16 protein-coding genes are annotated in these 16505 nt (G+C 56.1%); 12 read left to right on the top strand and 4 right to left on the bottom strand.

All coding sequences use genetic code 11. The annotated features are described in order from the left end of the window. Nucleotides 1-32 precede the first annotated feature (32 nt). From BM046_RS15485 to BM046_RS15455, 7 genes are all read left to right on the top strand, one after another. Nucleotides 33-1511, top strand: a complete 1479-nt coding sequence (locus BM046_RS15485; protein ID WP_218150051.1) for an alpha/beta hydrolase domain-containing protein — start codon at nt 33-35, stop codon at nt 1509-1511. A gap of 236 nt (nt 1512-1747) precedes the next feature. Continuing rightward, nucleotides 1748-1969, top strand: a complete 222-nt coding sequence (locus tag BM046_RS15480) for a ferredoxin (RefSeq protein WP_074779625.1) — start codon at nt 1748-1750, stop codon at nt 1967-1969. Nucleotides 1970-2014: 45 nt separating this feature from the next. Then, nucleotides 2015-2773 carry an SDR family NAD(P)-dependent oxidoreductase gene (locus BM046_RS15475; protein WP_090541138.1) on the top strand — a complete coding sequence of 253 codons (759 nt, stop codon included), beginning with the start codon at nt 2015-2017 and terminating at the stop codon, nt 2771-2773. Nucleotides 2774-2808: 35 nt separating this feature from the next. After that, the gene (locus BM046_RS15470) at nt 2809-3750 is read left to right on the top strand and encodes a VOC family protein (protein ID WP_090541133.1); all 942 of its coding nucleotides are present in this window, start codon (nt 2809-2811) and stop codon (nt 3748-3750) included. 2 nt (nt 3751-3752) lie between these two features. After that, nucleotides 3753-4637, top strand: coding sequence for a fumarylacetoacetate hydrolase family protein (locus BM046_RS15465; RefSeq protein WP_090541130.1), 885 nt, complete (start codon nt 3753-3755; stop codon nt 4635-4637). Between the two features lie 78 nt (nt 4638-4715). After that, the gene (locus BM046_RS15460) at nt 4716-6308 is read left to right on the top strand and encodes an MFS transporter (RefSeq protein WP_090541127.1); all 1593 of its coding nucleotides are present in this window, start codon (nt 4716-4718) and stop codon (nt 6306-6308) included. A 105-nt stretch (nt 6309-6413) separates the two neighbouring features. Further along, a complete protein-coding gene (locus BM046_RS15455) occupies nt 6414-7208 on the top strand; it encodes an IclR family transcriptional regulator (protein WP_090541124.1) in 795 nt (264 codons plus the stop codon). Between the two features lie 3 nt (nt 7209-7211). Here the strand turns inward: BM046_RS15455 and BM046_RS15450 are convergent, their stop codons facing one another. Together BM046_RS15450 and BM046_RS15445 are read right to left on the bottom strand one after the other, a co-directional pair. Beyond that, on the bottom strand, nt 7212-8402 hold the full coding sequence (locus tag BM046_RS15450; RefSeq protein ID WP_090541120.1) for a thiolase family protein: 1191 nt from the start codon (nt 8400-8402) through the stop codon (nt 7212-7214). A gap of 2 nt (nt 8403-8404) precedes the next feature. After that, a complete protein-coding gene (locus BM046_RS15445) occupies nt 8405-8800 on the bottom strand; it encodes a Zn-ribbon domain-containing OB-fold protein (protein ID WP_090541117.1) in 396 nt (131 codons plus the stop codon). A 143-nt stretch (nt 8801-8943) separates the two neighbouring features. Between BM046_RS15445 and BM046_RS15440 the strand changes: the two genes are divergently transcribed. The 4 genes from BM046_RS15440 (at nt 8944) to BM046_RS15425 (ending at nt 12848) form a co-directional block, all read left to right on the top strand. Beyond that, nucleotides 8944-9645, top strand: a complete 702-nt coding sequence (locus tag BM046_RS15440; RefSeq protein WP_090541115.1) for an SDR family NAD(P)-dependent oxidoreductase — start codon at nt 8944-8946, stop codon at nt 9643-9645. 28 nt (nt 9646-9673) lie between these two features. Continuing rightward, nucleotides 9674-10672: a fumarylacetoacetate hydrolase family protein gene (locus tag BM046_RS15435; RefSeq protein WP_090541112.1), complete on the top strand. Its 999-nt coding sequence runs from the start codon at nt 9674-9676 to the stop codon at nt 10670-10672. 182 nt (nt 10673-10854) lie between these two features. Then, on the top strand, nt 10855-12258 hold the full coding sequence (locus BM046_RS15430) for an aromatic ring-hydroxylating dioxygenase subunit alpha (RefSeq protein ID WP_090541167.1): 1404 nt from the start codon (nt 10855-10857) through the stop codon (nt 12256-12258). A 29-nt stretch (nt 12259-12287) separates the two neighbouring features. Further along, nucleotides 12288-12848 carry an aromatic-ring-hydroxylating dioxygenase subunit beta gene (locus BM046_RS15425; protein WP_090541109.1) on the top strand — a complete coding sequence of 187 codons (561 nt, stop codon included), beginning with the start codon at nt 12288-12290 and terminating at the stop codon, nt 12846-12848. A 38-nt stretch (nt 12849-12886) separates the two neighbouring features. Here the strand turns inward: BM046_RS15425 and BM046_RS15420 are convergent, their stop codons facing one another. Further along, the gene (locus BM046_RS15420) at nt 12887-13681 is read right to left on the bottom strand and encodes a DUF2889 domain-containing protein (protein ID WP_328586354.1); all 795 of its coding nucleotides are present in this window, start codon (nt 13679-13681) and stop codon (nt 12887-12889) included. Between the two features lie 106 nt (nt 13682-13787). Here BM046_RS15420 and BM046_RS15415 point away from each other — a divergent pair, with 106 nt between their 5' ends. After that, on the top strand, nt 13788-14588 hold the full coding sequence (locus tag BM046_RS15415) for an SDR family NAD(P)-dependent oxidoreductase (RefSeq protein ID WP_090541103.1): 801 nt from the start codon (nt 13788-13790) through the stop codon (nt 14586-14588). A gap of 182 nt (nt 14589-14770) precedes the next feature. Here the strand turns inward: BM046_RS15415 and BM046_RS15410 are convergent, their stop codons facing one another. Continuing rightward, nucleotides 14771-16402 (bottom strand): ATP-dependent acyl-CoA ligase, encoded by a 1632-nt coding sequence (locus BM046_RS15410; protein ID WP_090541101.1) that lies wholly within the window; start codon nt 16400-16402, stop codon nt 14771-14773. Between the last annotated feature and the right edge of the window lie 103 nt (nt 16403-16505).

Below are 16505 nucleotides of genomic sequence, written 5' to 3'. Positions count from 1 at the left end.
GTTAGCCATAACAACCCTGAGGGAGAGAGTCCATGCAACACATGACAGCGACATTTCTACTGGCTTCCATGCTTGCACTTGGCGCTTGCAAAGGAAGTGGTGGCAAAAGTGAAGGTATCGATATCGGTAGGAACGAGCCCCGCGCAGAGACGCCTGAGGTGCAGGCAGCGGATGGCGGGATGGGCCAGCCAGCCCTTGCTGCCGGGCTGAATATTCCGCTGGAGACTCTGGGCTACAGTGAGAAGGAGTACTTCCTTTCAGGCACTGCGCGGTCATATCTGTCGCGTGCTGGTCAGGTGCTGACAGAGGACGGCCTGTGGGATATCGAAGCGGGAACTGCCGCGCCGTACGTTACCCGCGCTGTGGTTTATCGGCCACTGGCTGCGGCGAATTTCAATGGCACCGTTATAGTGGAGTGGATGAACGTGACCAGCGGCAGCGATGTCAGTCCGGTGCTGATCTACACTCATAACGAGTTGATCAGGGAGGGCTACGTACTGGTCAGCCTGTCGGCCCAGGCTGCCGGCGTGGAAAGCACCAAGGCACTGGATCCTGAGAGGTACACTCGGCTTCAGCACCCGGGGGACAACCATTCCTACGACATTTTCTCGCAAGTCGGGCAGGCAGTCTGGGATCACGCCGATCTGCTTCTCGACGGGCTCATACCCCAGCGTGTTATAGGTGCCGGCGAGTCGCAATCTGCCTATCGGCTGGTGACCTATGCCAATGCGGTGCATCCGCTGGTCACAGTGTATGACGGTTTTCTTCTGCACAGCCGCCTGGCCAACCCGGCACCGCTCTTCGCTGAGGGTGACGTGTCCGGATCGACGGCGATTCGTCCCGACCTCGGTGTGCCGGTGCTGGTGTTTCAGACGGAAACCGACATCAATGAGGTGACGCGACAGCCTGAGACCTCGACCTACCGGTTATGGGAAGTGGCCGGTACCGCACACTTCGATGCCTACGGCGGAGGGGCCGGTTTGACCGATACCGGGGACGGGCAGGGCGCGGTGCTTGCTGTTCAGGCGCTGTTAAGCCCGCCCAAGTCGGTGTTTGGCTTGATCACGTGCGACAAGCCGATCAACGCAGGACCAATGAACTTCGTATTGAGTGCTGCTATCCATGCGCTGGATAAGTGGGTCAGAACAGGCAACCCTCCGGCCACCGCGAACCAATTGCAGGCGATCGATTTCACTCTCTACAGCCCGAGGCTCGAGCGTGATGCTTCGGGCAATGCTCTGGGCGGCATACGTACGCCCTTCGTCGACGTACCGCTTGCCGTACTCAGTGGAGCCGGCAACTCCGGCGGTAACGGTTTCTGCGGACTGTTCGGCACCACCACACCCTACAATGCGGCTGAGCTGGACGCCCGGTACCCAACTCAGCAGGTATTTGTGAACGCGTGGACTGCAGCCACCGAAGAGGCGGTTGACAAGGGGTTTATTCGCCCTGCGGACGGGCAAGCACTTATCGATGCGGCGAAGCGAGTACAGATCTCCCCTGATATCTAGTAATATGAACGATATTTCTGTTTCTGTGCTTGTTAAGAATATCGTCTGGGATGTCGAGTGGGTTTAGCTTACTATCTGATTTCAAAGGGGTTATTGGTTGGCATAACCGTAGCGGCCCGCTGATATACCTCTTTGCCAGTGAAATTGGCGACCAGTAGCTAACTAAAAATTTACAAAAATGAATTTTATGTTCATTATATCCCTGGCTGAGCCTGACGAATAAAGAGGATAAAGGTATGAGTTCAGATAAGTTTGTTTTCCGTGCTGTTGCTGATCGTGGTCGCTGCTGCGGTTATGGTCTGTGTGCCTCGATCTGTCCCGAAGTCTACAAGCTCGACGACAATGGTCTGGTTTATTTCGACGACGACCGGATTGCGCCGGAACTGGAGGAAGCCGCCCGTGAAGGCGCTGCAGCTTGCCCAGCCGAAGCACTCTGGTTGGTAAAGATTGAAGAATAACCGGCAAGCCCGGTCATCCGTCATGGTCGTTGCGAGGTAGATTTCATGGGACGTTTAAAGGGTAAGGTTGCTCTGATCACGGGTACTGGTGGAGGGCAGGGCAGAGTTGCGGCGCTGCGTTTTGCGCGTGAGGGAGCCCTGGTGGTGGGTTGTGATACCAATGCCGCCGAGCATCAGATCACCGCCGATCTGCTTTCAGAGGAAGGTTTTACCCTGTATGGCAGCGCGCCGGTGGATCTTGGCGACCACGAACAGGCCAAGGCCTGGGTGGAGGCCGCGGTGGCCGAGTTTGGGAAGATCGACATTCTGTACAACAACGCTTCCGCTGCCCGCTTTGCTCCTGTCCAGGACATGACCATTGAAGATTGGCACTTTACCATTCGCAATGAAGTGGATCTGCTGTTTTACACTACCAAATACGCATGGAACCATCTGGCTGAACAAAAGGGCGTGATCATCAACGTGTCCTCCACTGCTGCATGGGGTGGATCCAAGGTGGCCGGTATTTCTGCTCATTCCGCCGCCAAGGGCGCAGTGGTTTCTTTCACCCGCCAGCTGGCAGTGGAGGGCGCACCGGTAGGTATCCGCGCAGTGAGCCTGAGCCCCGGTTTCATTGCTACGCCAGGCACGGCCGCGTTCATGGAGAACCCGGTAGCGCGGGCGGCGCTGCTTGACGGAGTGCTGATGGATCGCCCGGGGGAGCCGGAAGAAGTCGTTTCGATGGCCGTATTCGTGGCGTCGGACGAGGCGTCATTCATTACGGGGTCGGATATCGTCATTGATGGTGGACTTCTGGCCATATAGCCAGCCCCCGCCCCTGGCAGAACGAGGAGGAACAGATGGATATTATTGGACTTGGTTACATGGGCTTTGAAGCCACTGACCTTGATGCCTGGCGCGACTATGGTCCGGCGGTAATGGGCTTTGCGATAGGTCAGAATCCGGAAGGCGATCCGGATTCGTTGTATTTCCGTATGGACGATCGCCGCCACCGTTTCGCCTTTCATCCTGGCAAAGTTGATCGACTGGCCTATCTCGGGTGGGAAGCCAAAGGGCGTATGGAGTTCAAAGCAGCCTGCCAGAAGTTTACCGATGCTGGCGTGGAGTTTACCGTGGGCGACGCCGAGCTATGCGAGAAGCGCGGCGTCAAGGAGCTGATCCGCTTCTTTGACCCGGTGGGCTTCCGGCATGAACTGTTCTACGGGCAGAAGTGGCTACCTGATTCCTTTGTGCCAGGACGTCGCCATGGCGGCTATCTTGCTGGCAGAAGAGGATTGGGCCATGTCGTGCTGATGACACCCGAGTTTCCACCAGAGTTGGAAGATTTCCTTATAAATATCATGGGTTTCCATTGGTATGGCTCGGGTGCTGGCAAGGGTAAGACTGGGTTCTTCCGCTCCAAGCTGAATACCTTCACCAGCCATGATATCGCCTATGGGCACGCTCCTGGCCGTATGGGGATTCAACACGTCGGTCTGTTTGTTGGCAGCTTGCGTGACGTGGGCGAGACCTACGATATCGTGAAGAAGCGCGAGCTGCAGATGATGATGACGCTGGGTCAGCATTCCCAGGATCCACATATTTCCTTCTACCACTTCAATCCTTCAGGCTTCGCTTTTGAATGTATAGCCGAAAGTGAACCCTGGCATGACGATGGGTTCGAGCTGAACCCAGAGAAAATGAGCGTATGGGGCCACGAACTGGTTGGTCCGATTCTGGGGCCTAGCGTTAAAACGCCAGAAGAGGTTGGCGATCCGGAATTCAAGGCCAAGAAGGGTTAGAGGTGCGACTGGCTAGAGTAGAAGATGCGAAGGGCGAGCGGTACTGGGTTCTGTTGCATTCTGATACGGGTTTCGGCCAGCGTATAAATGCCCCGTTCTCCCGTTGGGCCGGCAGCGTCAACAGGGGAGGTATCGGGGCCCTCGACCTGTCGCCGACAGCGCTTGAGCCAGATAGGTTTCGCCTCATAGCCCCCATCGAGCCCGGTGCCCGTATCTTCGGCGTCGGGCTTAATTATTTATCACACCTGACTCGCCTGGGTAGTACCGCGCCTCCTCATCCTCTCGCGTATATCAAACCCGATTCCGCAATCGTTGATCCTGACGGGGTGATTTCCTATCCAGCGATGACCGGCGAGCTGGATTATGAGATCGAGCTGGTTGCAGTTGTCGGCGCGCCCCTGGGCGATGCGGAATATGCCACGTCACGTCTGATGGGATACACGATCGGCAATGATGTCAGTGCGCGTGATGCCGGCAGGGCACTGGGACGGCTGGATCTTTTTACGCAGAAAGGCATGGACGCTACAAGCCCGATAGGGCCTTGGGTGTGTACGCTTGATGAGTTCGGCGGCGCCGGCCAGCCTGAGCTGGACATGCAGCTGAGGGTGAATGGCGAACTGCGCCAGCAGGGCAATACACGGGAGATGATCTTTCCTCTGGATGAGTTGCTCAATTACCTGGATGCCCGCATCGCGCTGCGGCCAGGGGACTTGGTGCTGACCGGCTCCACACATGGGGTGGGGTTGGAAACAGGTCGGTTCCTGCAGCCGGGCGATCTGGTCGAAGCGTCCATTGACGGCATCGGCCTGTTACGCAACCGGGTCGGCTACCGGAAACAACTGACCAGCTCTCGACGCGCTGGGCGGTTGGGGTTTCCGACGCCATAAAGTGGTGATGTCCGATCCGGTACGGCAGTTTCCTTCTTCAGCGTACCCAGTGCTAACTATAAGAGAAAAACGCGAAACATGAATCAACAGGCAACCTGGTTTCCGCTGACGCACCCGCAGTTCCGCTGGTTCTGGGGGGCTGGCGCAGTGGTCAATCTCGCCATCTGGATGCATACCGTCGGCGCAGCATGGATCATGGCCGGCCTGACCGAGTCAGCGTGGATGGTGTCGCTGATCCAGACAGCCATGGCTCTTCCGGTATTTCTCTTCGGTCTGCCGGGAGGCGTCATTGCGGATCTGGTGAACCGGAAATACTGGTTACTGTTCACGCAATCACTGATGCTGACGGCAGCGGCTGTGCTGTTGGTCATGAGCCTGATGGGCGTCCTTAATGTTTGGTCATTGCTGATACTGACCTTCGTCTTGGGGACGGGGAGTGCGTTGAGCATGTCCGCCTGGATGGCCGTAACGCTGACCTTGATCCCGCGTGATATCGTCCCGGCCGCCGTAGCATTGAGCGCCATTTCGACCAATGTGGCGCGTGCGGTAGGCCCAGCGCTGGCCGGTTTGCTCATCGCGCTGACTGGGCCGGCGTCCATGTTTTCGTTGATCGTCCTGTGTTTTCTGTCAGTAATGCTCTTTCTGTTGCTGTGGCGAGCCCATTGGACGCCCGAGGTGCTGCCGCCTGAAACCTTCGTAGGCGGAATGCGCAGCGGGTTGCGCTATATCCGGCACTCTGTGCCGCTCACCAGTTCGCTAAAACAGGTCTTCGTGTTTACCAGTTGCGCCAGCGCGTTATGGGCCTTGCTGCCGCTGATTGCCAGAGACCAGCTGAGTATGGGGGCAGACGGTTATGGCATGCTGATGGGGGCGCTGGGCGCAGGTGCGGTCATTGCCGCCGTAAATCTGACTCGTCTTTATCAGCGCGTCTCGCTCAGGATTGTGGTGGTTTGGGGTGCGCTCTTCTTCGCGTTGGTGACGGCTGCGGCGGCGTTACTGGAATCGGCATGGCTGGTCTGGCTGCTGCTGGTGATCGCAGGAATTGCCTGGATGGCGGTGAATGCGACCGTTGCGACTATCATCCAGACTTGCGCGGCTGACTGGGTTCGGGCGCGAGTCGCCTCGGTGTACCTGCTCATGTACATGGGGGCGATGGCGCTGGGCGGTGCAGTTTGGGGGCTTCTGGCCGAGTATCTGGGAACCACCGGCAGCCTGTTGATCTCGGCTGCGGCCATCGTTCTGGGATTGCTGCTTACTCGGAATGGTGTTTTCGTCCTAGGGAGCGAAACCGATTACAGAAGTGTTTCACAGACTGACAAGCTGGTGATCATTGGGGAGGTATCCCATTCAGACGGGCCGGTATCAGTTGAAAACTGTTATCGGGTTGCGGCAGAGAACCAGACGGAATTCATCCGAGCTGCCTACGCTGTAGGCAAGGCACGGCGCCGGAACGGGGCGCGGAACTGGCGGTTGTACCGCGATCTGGCGGATCCGGAACGTTTCGTTGAACGCTTTATCGTGGAGTCCTGGCTGGATTATCTTCGCCAGCGAGCTAGGGTTACCCAGTCTGATCAAGCGCTGGCGGCGGCGCTTAAACATTACCTCGCCGACACGGGCACAGCAACCAAGCGCTATATTTATCAGGCCGATATCGAAGCGGATTGGCGCTGAGATAAATCTCTACCGAAATTCTATTCTTGATAGAGAATATTGGCTATGCTATCGCACAGTACATCAAATCCGTATTAACTCTCATTGTAAAAGCGAATTTAAAAAATGGATGCTGAAGTGGCACGCGATAGTGACAGAAAGATGGTGAAGTCGTCCTTGGTAACTGTCAAGCCGGTGGTCAATGCCGTTCGCATACTCCGCTTCCTTAGCCAGGCTGGCGCTCCGGCGCGCTCCGTGGATATAGCCAGGAAGCTCGATATCAACCCTAGCACCTGCTTTAATATCCTCAGAACGCTGGTGGCCGAAGATATGGTTGAGTTCAACACAATGTCCAAGCGCTATTCGGCGGGGTTCGGCCTGGCCCGTCTGGTCGAACAATTCGTGACTCAGGGGCAAAGGGTGCAGCGGGCCAAGCCGTTGCTGGAAAGCTTCGCAGCTGACTCAAAAGTGACTGTCACGCTGTGGCGTCGGATGGGAAGTGACAGGAGTGTTATCGTCAGTTCCGCAACCTGTCCTACGGATGTCAGTATCAATATGAGTGAAGGGCAGCGGGTGCCCATCCTGATGGGTGCGAGTGGTCGTTTGTTTGCGTCTGAGCTGGATCTGGATGCTGAGCAGCCACGCGAAATGTTTGAAAAAATTCGCTGGGGAGGGCAATTGTCCTATGCCACCTATCGACAACAGGTGGCAGAGGCCGCCGAGCGCGGATGGGCAATTGACGATGGCCATTTTTCAATTGGCATTCTGGCGGTAGCCGCGCCGGTATACTCACCGGCCAGGACGATTGATTACACTGTGTCGGCGGTCATGTTCCGTGGCCAGCGAGACGAGGATGGCATCAGCGAGCTTGGCAAGGCGCTTTGCGGTCTGTGCAATGAATTGCAGGATGTGCTGTTCTAATCTTCAATCGCGCACCAGCAGCAGACTTCCCCCCAGCGGGCCGCCACCGGCAGCAGTTACCGCTATCTGATGATCGGCTATCTGCCGACCTTCTGCCTTGTTCCACAACTGTAGGCAGGCTTCGTGTACATAACCCAGACCGTGCGTGCGGCCACCGGAGAGCTGCCCGCCGTTGGTATTGATCGGGAGTTCCCCGTCCAGCGCAATACGCTGGCCACCCTCTACAAAACGCCCGCTTTCACCCTTTGGGCAAAACCCCAACGCTTCCAACCAGATCATGGTCAAGATGGAAAAACCATCGTATAACTGAGCGGAGCCGACATCCTTCGGCTTGAGGTCGGTGCGAGACCACATCATTCGGCCCACATCGAATGCTGCGCCTTCGGTAAGGGAAATCTGATCCCATGACCAGGGCTGATTGAGAGCTGCCCCGATAGCTTCTATACGGATCGGGGGGTTGCGGCAGTCTTTGGCGATATCCCGTCGGGACAGAATGATGGCCGTCGACGCGTCGCAGTGAACGTCGCAATCGAACATGCGCAGCGGGGTGGAGATCATCCGGGACTGCATGTAGTCATCCATGCTCATCGGAGATCGATAGATTGCCTTGGGGTTGCGCTGCGCGTTGCGACGACAAGTGAGGGCTATCTGTGCCAGTTGCTCGGAGGTGGTGCCATAATCATGAAAATGACGCTGCGCATACATAGCAATGAGATTAGCCGCAGACAGGACATTGAAGGGCGTATACCATTGCCAGGCAAAGCTGCTGTCTCGGCCCGAGGTCTTGTTGCTCAGCGCAGAGGCCTGCCTGTTGTGTTGCCGGGTTGAGGATTCAGTGATGGTGCGAAACACCAGCACGTTTCGGCATAGGCCACTGGCGATTGCCATGGCACCATTGATCAGGCCTGTCAGGGGCCCCGGTCCTTCATAACCTCCTCCAAACCAGTTGACCTCCAGCCCGAGAGCGTTTTTCAGCGCAAGCGGGCCCACTGGCGAAAAGCTGTCCCCGTTATTGTTGTCGCCCGGCCAGCAGGCTATGCCGTCTATGTCCTCCTTGCGCAGGCCCGCATCATTGATTGCTTCCAGGCAGGCATCCAGAGTAAGGCGCATCCCCGATAAGGTAGACGGGCGGCCCACTTCTGATTGGCCGATGCCGGTGATCGCGACATCTTTCTCGTATAGTCGGTCGTACATGCTCAATCCTTCACGAATAGGGGTAGCCAGACATCATTTTCCTGCTGGAACCGCACCCGCACTTTCATTCCTATATGCACCTGCTCGGGCGGTGTGTCTTCGATATTTGTTACGAAGCGAAGATCCTTCTGCTCCTGCAGTTCCACGATGGCAATGACAAAAGGGGCCGTGAGATCGGGGGTCCATGGCTGATGATTGATGGTGAAGCTGGCTATCTTGCCCTTGCCCGACACGCGCTGCGGTGCCACCTCAAAGCTGGTGCACGTGGGGCAGATCGGGGAGGGCGGATGGAAATATCGCTTGCACGCTTCGCATCGGTGAATGAGCAACTCTCCATTCCTGCCTCCCTGCCAGAATGAGTGGTTATCGGCAGTAAGAGCGGGCAGCTTTCTGGGCATCACGCGGTTCCTTAAGGGCAGCCTTGAATTTGCCAAGAGTATCATTTGTACATATGTTAGAAAAGTGTTCTAATCTTTTCCACCGAGCCCCGCTATCTGGCTCGCAATAATAAAGATAACACTAGCTCGTAGAGGACCTTTAGATGACCCTTACCCTGCAAGACCGCGTAGTAATTGTGACGGGCGGTTTTGGCGTGCTCGGCAGTGCTCTGTCCAGGTTGCTTCTCGAACGCGGCGCCCGTGTAGCCGCGCTGGATCTGAGTCCGGCTCCCACGGACATCCCCGTCCATTCCGATTTCCTAGCTGTGGGTGGAGTCAATCTGACCGACCCTGCTTCGGCAGGGGCAGCGATGCATCAGGTTGCCGATGCCTTCGGCCATATCAACGCGATCGTCAACGTGGCGGGCGGCTTTGCTTGGGAAGCGTTTGAGGACGGCGCGCTTGATACCTGGGATCGCATGTATCAGATGAACGTACGAACCGCAGTGGTAAGTACCCACGCGGCGCTGCCGCATATTATGAAGGCGGGCAACGGGCGCGTAGTCAATGTGAGCGCCCTCGCTGCACTCAAGGCTGGCTTTGGTGTGGCGGCCTATGCCGCATCCAAAGCAGGCGTCTCCCGCTTTACCGAATCCCTGGCCGAGGAACTCAAGAGCCGGGATGTGACGGTAAACGCCGTCATGCCCAGCATCATCGACACGCCAGGCAACAGAGCGGATATGCCGGATCAGGATTTTTCCAACTGGGTGACGCCTGAAGCGCTTTCCGCTGTCATCGCGTTCCTGCTGTCTGCGGAAGGGCAAGTCATCACCGGCGCCTGTTTACCGGTGAGCGGCCGGGTATGAGCGGCGTAAAAACAAGGAGATTGTACCCATGAGATTGGTCACTTTTGTCAGTGAAGAAGGATTGGAGCTGGCAGGTGCTCTGTTCGACCAGGATCAGGCGGTTCTTGATCTGCAGAAGGCCTATACCGTGCTCAAGGGTGGCCAGTCGGCTGCGCTGAGCAGTGTACTGGCGCTGGCCGAAGCTGGTGAGGAGGGGTTGTCGTTGGCGCGCGCGCTACTTGCAAAAGCGCCCGTCGAGGCAGTACGTCAGCGGGCTGCCGTGCACCTGCGTGCGCCCATTCAGCCGCCGCCACAGATGCGCGACTGTTCCTGCTTCGAGCTGCATCTGCGCCAGAGTTTTGCTGCCGCACGCCGATTGCGCGCTATGCGCACTCCTGACCCGGAGGCGACACTCAAGGCGATGGATACCAGCGCGGATGATCGGGTTATTGATACCTTCAATCGCCAACCTATCTATTACAAGTGCAACCGGTTTGCCGTGGTAGGTGTGGATGACCAGTTCGAGTGGCCGGCCTTCAGCAAGGCACTGGATTTCGAGCTCGAGTTCGGCTGCTACATCGGCAGGAAGGGCAAGGATATCAAGCGTGAAAATGCGCGCGAGCATATCTTTGGTTACACCATCTTCAACGACATCAGTGCCCGTGATGCCCAGGCCAAGGAGATGAGCGGTATGCTGGGCCCAGCCAAAGGCAAAGATTTTGATACGGCCAACGTGATGGGTCCATGTTTGGTTACTGCAGACGAGCTGGGTGATCCTTACGATCTGAATATGGTCGCACGCGTCAACGGGGAAGAGTGGGGGCGTGGTAATACTCGGGATATGCGCTGGCAGTTCGAGGACGTTATCGCACATATCTCGCAGTCCGAAACTCTTCACGTAGGCGAGTTCCTCGGGTCGGGTACCGTAGGTAACGGCTGCGGACTGGAACAGCTACGGTATCTCAAGCCAGGGGATGTGGTGGAGCTGGAGATAGACGGCATCGGTAAGCTGACCACACAGGTAGGCTCGCCCGGCAATCCGTTCTAATGCTTGCGGCGGCACGAGGAGCTGAGCCTGCTCAAAAAATCGGCGCATGTTAATGCAGATTTAAGTGATTCAATGAAGTTTCGTAACAAATGACTTTGTGGTTTAGTGTACAAATATTGATTAAGTGTTTATGTTTGTGCATGAAGAAGCCTGAATAAGGTCCTTAATAATTGGAGGCGAATATGCTTACAAAATCCAGCCCGGTGCTCTCTGATGGCACCAAGATTTCAGAGCTCATCTATCCGGAAACTCGTGAAGTACAGATGCGCGTGTTGTCTGATCCTGAAATCTACGAGTTGGAGATGGAAAAAATCTTCGGTCGTACCTGGGTGATGTTGGGTCATGAATCAGAGATTCCTGAGCCCAACGATTTCATGGTGCGTGACATGGGATCCGATTCCGTGATCGTTGCCCGTGACAAGAACGGTGAAATTCATGTCACTCTGAACGTCTGCCCTCACCGTGGTATGCGTGTCGCGCTGACTGATTGCGGTAACGCCACAATCCATAAATGTATTTATCACGGCTGGGCTTTCCGTCCCAACGGTGACTTTATTGGCTCACCAGTAAAGCGCGAGTGCATGCATGGCAAGATGCTGCCGAAGGAGGAGCTGGGCCTGAAGAAAGCCCGGGTGACGCTCTACGGCGGTCTGATCTTCGCTACCTGGAATGTCGATGGCCCGTCGTTTGATGAGTTTCTCGGTGATGCCAAGTGGTACTACGACATGCTTTTCCTGCGTAGCGATAAGGGCATGGAGGTTCTCGGGCCGCCACAGCGTTTCATCGTCAATGCAAACTGGAAAACGGCCGGTGAGCAATCTGCGGCGGATGGTTTCCATACGCTGACTCTACATCGCTGGCTGGGAGAGGTCGGTAACTATTCGAAAAAGGGGCCTGGAGAAGAAGAGAGTGATGAGCCTGATCTGACGCCGGAAATGTATGGTGTGGAGGTCAGTTCACCCCATGGCCACGCGCTTCGCTGCATCGACCTGTCGCGTAAAATCCGTCGTTTAACGGGTCTGGAGCCTGACGATCTGACCATTCAGGAGAAACTCGATGCATTGCCGCCGGCAGGCATGACCAAGGATATGGTCGCGCAGTTGGCGAATAACCTGTCTGAGGATCAACTCAAGGTTTTGACCTCCATGCCTCCGCAGGTGGGTGGCATATTCCCGAATATTCTCTTCGGGTTTGTCTATATTCCGCAGCCGGATGGGTCAGTGGTCGGCTCCATGACCATGCATACCTATATCCCGCGTGGCCCCAACAAGCTTGAATTCTGTAATTGGATTTTCGCAGAGAAAGATGCCCCGGAAGAGCTGCGCGAGAAAATGTTGAAGCAGACCATTCAGCTTTTTGGCACGTCAGGCATGGTCGAGCAGGACGACTCTGACACCTGGCCGCATATGACATTAGCCGCCAAGGGGGCGATGGGCCGCCACGTGACGATGAAATATCAGGCTATATATGAAACGGGCAAACCTGAAGGCTGGCCCGGGCCAGGCATCGTCAACGAGGGCTTCACCAAGGACGATACCCAATGGCATTGGTGGCTTTACTGGAATGAGCTGATGAACGCCGAATAAACCCAGATCAACAAGAACAGGAGCTTCTCATGCAGCAAGTTCAAAAACAGAGCCGTGATGTGACTCAGGGTCAATATGTACCTGTCGGATCGGCAGATTACAGCGCTGTCCTCACTTTTTTATACGAAGAGGCTGCGCTGCTCGACCAGTTACGCCTGAGCGAATGGGGCGAGCGTCTGGCCACTGACCTCGTCTATACTGCGCCGTTGCGCCATACCCGTCTGGGCGTGGACCATGCCAAGAGCTTTGTGCGGTCTGTGATGCATTTTCATGATGATTATCGTTCGATAATGGGGCGCATCCTGCGGCTTTCCGGCCAGAGCGCCTGGGCTGAGGATCCACCGTCACGTACACGGCGCTTGATTACCAACGTTCTGATTCGTGAAACGGCCAATTCGAATGAGTTTGATGTCACCAGCTACATGCTGCTGACACGCAGCCGTTTCAGCGATCATAATGTGGATGTGATTAGTTGCGAACGTCGGGATCTTATCCGCCGGGAGGCGGATGGCAGCTTCAAACTGGCCAGGCGTGAAGCCCTGCTGGATCAGTCAGTGATTGGTACTCCCAACCTGGCCGTGTTCCTGTAAGAGTTCGGTTCGGTTGCTTTGAGAGTACAAAAGCCCGTCTATTTGGCGGGCTTCTTCTTTATGGGTTGAAGTGCGGTTTGAGAAGAAATCGTTGGGCGGATCTGATCTTCAAGCCCCGCGAGCCAGTCCTGGTCCCCAGCGCAGAGGAGATCCTCGCAGCCAGTAAAATCCTGGGTCGAGCCTTTCATGCGCAACGCATGCTCGGCGCGCTCAGGTTGCTGAGCAAAACAGAGCCCGGTGTTGCGGGCATGGCGTTCAGCGTCCAAGTCGAATTCACGCCCCCGTGAGATGATGGTGCAGCGGCGCAATAACAAGGCGGCTTCGGCCTCCTCCGGCGGAAGGGTCTTGATCGCCCAGCCAGCCATGCCATGATTCAGATCCACTCCGGTATAAGGGGCAGGGCTTTCTATGAGCGTCCCCTGAGTCTGCCATTGAAGAACCTGCTGGCCATCTCGCAGTAGCCGCGGCGCCGTACGGCCAGCCACCCGTTTGGCGATGGTGATGTCGTATACGCGGCGCAATGTACCCCGCGCTGCGGCAGCGATAGCCAGCCCTGCCAGATCAAGCATATGGGTACATTGATGGCGACTGTCCGTTGCCCTGGTGACGCTGTGGGCTATTTCGGACAGAGACATGCCTATCAGTGATTCGAGCGATTTTGCAGCGGCCGGGCAGGCTGTGAAAGGGAATCGGACAGCGTAACCTTTCACTGCGGTGACAGTCCCGTGCTGGTGTTGAATGCTGACTCTGAAATGGTGGAAGTCATCTTCCAGAGCCGCTCGAACTTCACCGTTATGCTGGGTGTGGATCTCCACGCGACGACGAAAAATCATTATATATGCCCTTGGAAAACGAAATGGATTTGAAGTGGAAGAACCGATAAATGTAGGATAATATGAACATTAACAAAAAAAGTGTTTATTAAGAAGGCTGCTGATTATGAGACTGCTCGAGAACAAGGTTGCCTTGATCACCGGTGCCGGCGGAGGCATCGGGGAAGGCGTCGCGCGCTATTTTGTCAAACAAGGCGCGGCTGTTGTGGTCGCCGAGCTGAACCCGGCCCTGGGCGAAGCGGTCGTCTCCGATCTGCGCACGCAAGGTGGCCGGGCCTTGTTCTTCAAGACAGATGTCTCGGATAAGCAGAATATAATTGATGCGGTTCAGGCTGCGCAGGAGCACTTTGGCGGGCTGGATATTCTGGTCAACAACGCTTTTGCCCCCACACCCAATGTGCTGATGGAAGATAAATCCGATGAGATGCTCGAGCAGACGTTGGGCACGACGGTATGGGCAGCTTGGTGGGCCATGCGCGCGGCGTTGCCATTGATGCGCAAAAGGGGTGGCGGAGCCATCATAAATTTCTATTCCATTGATACCGAAATCGGTGCCTGGCTGCATGCCGATTATAATACTGCCAAGTCGGCGATCCTCGGACTTACGCGCAGTGCGGCTGCCGAGTGGGGGCGTTTCAATATCAGAGTGAACGCCATCGCACCGACCGCAATGGGTGCCACCTTTCACAAGCTGGCGGCCGAGAATCCAGGGTTCGCAGAGCGCTCTGCATCCATGCGGCCCTTGGGGCGCTGCGGCGAGCCTGAAGCGGATATTGGCCCGGTAGTAGCCTTCCTCGCTTCCGAGATGGCCCGGTTCGTGACGGGAGAATCGATTCATGTGGATGGCGGCCTACACCTGCCGGGCTACAACTCAAGACCCGCCGATATACCCGTGAAGGAGTACTGAGTTCGGTTGTGTGGAGGGGCTGGATCGGAAGGATCCGAGGCCCGTGATGCTTTTCTCGCAGATCTTCTGTTGCCTGCTAGTAACTCATACCTCAGATACTCTTGGCTTCAGACAGCTGCGGAGCTGTGGGCAGCGGTCATGAGAGTGATAGCTCTGCGCATTGCGCAGAGCTATAGGGTAGATCAGCGTTTCTTGACGCTGATGTTGGTATCTTCCAGATCCCAAGTGTTTTCTGTCTTGCCCTCATCACGCAGTTGGTATTTGAGCACGCGGCCTTGGGGGTTCTTGGGCAGGGTGCTGCGAAATTCGATATAGCGGGGGAGGGCATAATAGGGCACTACATCCGTGGCCCAGTGAAACAGCTCCTCCTCCGTGAGTTTCGCGTCCTCGTGCAGAACGGCGGTAACTTTCACATCGTCTTCGCCCTTGTCTGACAATACCGCGTGTACTGCCACTTCTGAAATGGCCGGGTGGGCGGCGAAGGCTGACTCCATTTCGAAGCTGGATATGTTTTCACCACGGCGTCGCAGATAGTCCTTCTTGCGGTCAACGAAGAAGAAGAACCCGTCTTCGTCGAACTTCCCGATGTCTCCGGTGTGAAACCACATATTCTTCATCACTTCCAATGTTGCTTCAGGTCGGCGCCAGTACCCCTGGAACATGATATCCGGGCGTAGCGGGCGAACAACGATTTCCCCCGGTACGTTGGGCGGAACTTCATGATCATTATCGTCCACGATACGCACGTCAAAATCCGGTATGCGCTTGCCGGATGAACCGGGCTTGGCATACTCGCCAGCGGCAAGCGAGGTGATCACGCAAGCTTCGGTAAGGCCGTAGCCGTTGCCGCCAACGAGCCGTGTGCCGAAGCGTGAACGCCATATTTCCTTAGTTTCCTCCGTGTAGGGATTGCCGCGGGCAGTATGAATTTGCCCGTAGCAGCGCTTCATTGCATCGTTGTCTGGAGCTTTTGCCAGAAGTCCACCCATTCCACCAAGAATGGAAGCGATGGTCGCGCCGCTGCGTTCCACCTCCGGCCAGAAGTTGGAAACGGAGAAGCGGGGGAGGATGGCGGCCCGGGCGCCAACCATGATGCTGGCGATGATGGTCACGCACAGAGCATTCATATGAAACAGGGGCAAGGGAGTGATGGTTACGTCATTTTCATTTGCCGGACCGGAACGCAGCTGCAAGCGCGCCAGATTGCACATGAAGTTGTAGCTGATCATGCATCCTTTGGAGGGGCCGGTGGTGCCTGAGGTGTAGATCAAACAGGACAGATCGGACGGCGCTGGCTTCACTTCAAACGGCGTCGCATCCTGACCTCTATGTTCATCAAGCGCGGCAACAGGAACTGCACAGTCGATAGCTGTCTCAAGTGTGTCGCGATAAAGAACGAGCTTGAGGGCATCAAGCTGGCCGGCGACGGCGGCTACGCGTTCCAGGTAAGACGCTTCGCAAATCAGCAGCTGGGTGTCGGCATCGGCTATCTGGTGGCGCAGGAACTCCCCGCGCAAGGCGGTATTGATGGGCACACTGACAGCGCAGAGCTTGTTAACTGCCAGCCAGCAGACAACAGCGTCAATATTGTTGTCCAGCATGGTGACGACCGTATGGCCAGCCTGAACACCCAGTTCAGACAAGGAGTGGGCAAGCTTGGTAGACATTAAATCAACATCACGAAAAGTGTATAACTCTCCGCTAAAATCGAGGAAGACTCGTTCTGGATGGCGTGCAACAGCTCGATCCAGCGCTGCGATCACCGTGTCCTGCTCTCCAACGAACCACGTCTCTGCATTTCCAGTACCACTCATACGAAATCTCCTTCCGGCCAGCTCACTATGGGAGCTTGATGATTTTATTTTTAATGCAGAATCCAATTCTATATTGTATTTTTTGCGTTGTCTCTAGCAAGAG

The sequence above is a fragment of the Halopseudomonas formosensis genome (assembly GCF_900115905.1).
GTDB classification, from domain to species: Bacteria; Pseudomonadota; Gammaproteobacteria; order Pseudomonadales; family Pseudomonadaceae; genus Halopseudomonas; species Halopseudomonas formosensis.
Note: the sequence above shows the minus strand (reverse complement) of the source record. Positions and strands in the feature narration are given on the sequence as shown.

Coding starts and splice junctions, on each gene's coding strand:
- BM046_RS15460 (WP_090541127.1), top strand. CDS start 4,716: ATGAATCAACAGGCAACCTGGTTTCCGCTGACGCACCCGCAGTTCCGC.
- BM046_RS15455 (WP_090541124.1), top strand. CDS start 6,414: ATGGATGCTGAAGTGGCACGCGATAGTGACAGAAAGATGGTGAAGTCG.
- BM046_RS15470 (WP_090541133.1), top strand. CDS start 2,809: ATGGATATTATTGGACTTGGTTACATGGGCTTTGAAGCCACTGACCTT.
- BM046_RS15480 (WP_074779625.1), top strand. CDS start 1,748: ATGAGTTCAGATAAGTTTGTTTTCCGTGCTGTTGCTGATCGTGGTCGC.
- BM046_RS15420 (WP_328586354.1), bottom strand. CDS start 13,681: ATGATTTTTCGTCGTCGCGTGGAGATCCACACCCAGCATAACGGTGAA.
- BM046_RS15450 (WP_090541120.1), bottom strand. CDS start 8,402: ATGTACGACCGACTATACGAGAAAGATGTCGCGATCACCGGCATCGGC.
- BM046_RS15475 (WP_090541138.1), top strand. CDS start 2,015: ATGGGACGTTTAAAGGGTAAGGTTGCTCTGATCACGGGTACTGGTGGA.
- BM046_RS15410 (WP_090541101.1), bottom strand. CDS start 16,402: ATGAGTGGTACTGGAAATGCAGAGACGTGGTTCGTTGGAGAGCAGGAC.
- BM046_RS15435 (WP_090541112.1), top strand. CDS start 9,674: ATGAGATTGGTCACTTTTGTCAGTGAAGAAGGATTGGAGCTGGCAGGT.
- BM046_RS15430 (WP_090541167.1), top strand. CDS start 10,855: ATGCTTACAAAATCCAGCCCGGTGCTCTCTGATGGCACCAAGATTTCA.
- BM046_RS15445 (WP_090541117.1), bottom strand. CDS start 8,800: ATGCCCAGAAAGCTGCCCGCTCTTACTGCCGATAACCACTCATTCTGG.
- BM046_RS15425 (WP_090541109.1), top strand. CDS start 12,288: ATGCAGCAAGTTCAAAAACAGAGCCGTGATGTGACTCAGGGTCAATAT.
- BM046_RS15415 (WP_090541103.1), top strand. CDS start 13,788: ATGAGACTGCTCGAGAACAAGGTTGCCTTGATCACCGGTGCCGGCGGA.
- BM046_RS15485 (WP_218150051.1), top strand. CDS start 33: ATGCAACACATGACAGCGACATTTCTACTGGCTTCCATGCTTGCACTT.
- BM046_RS15440 (WP_090541115.1), top strand. CDS start 8,944: ATGACCCTTACCCTGCAAGACCGCGTAGTAATTGTGACGGGCGGTTTT.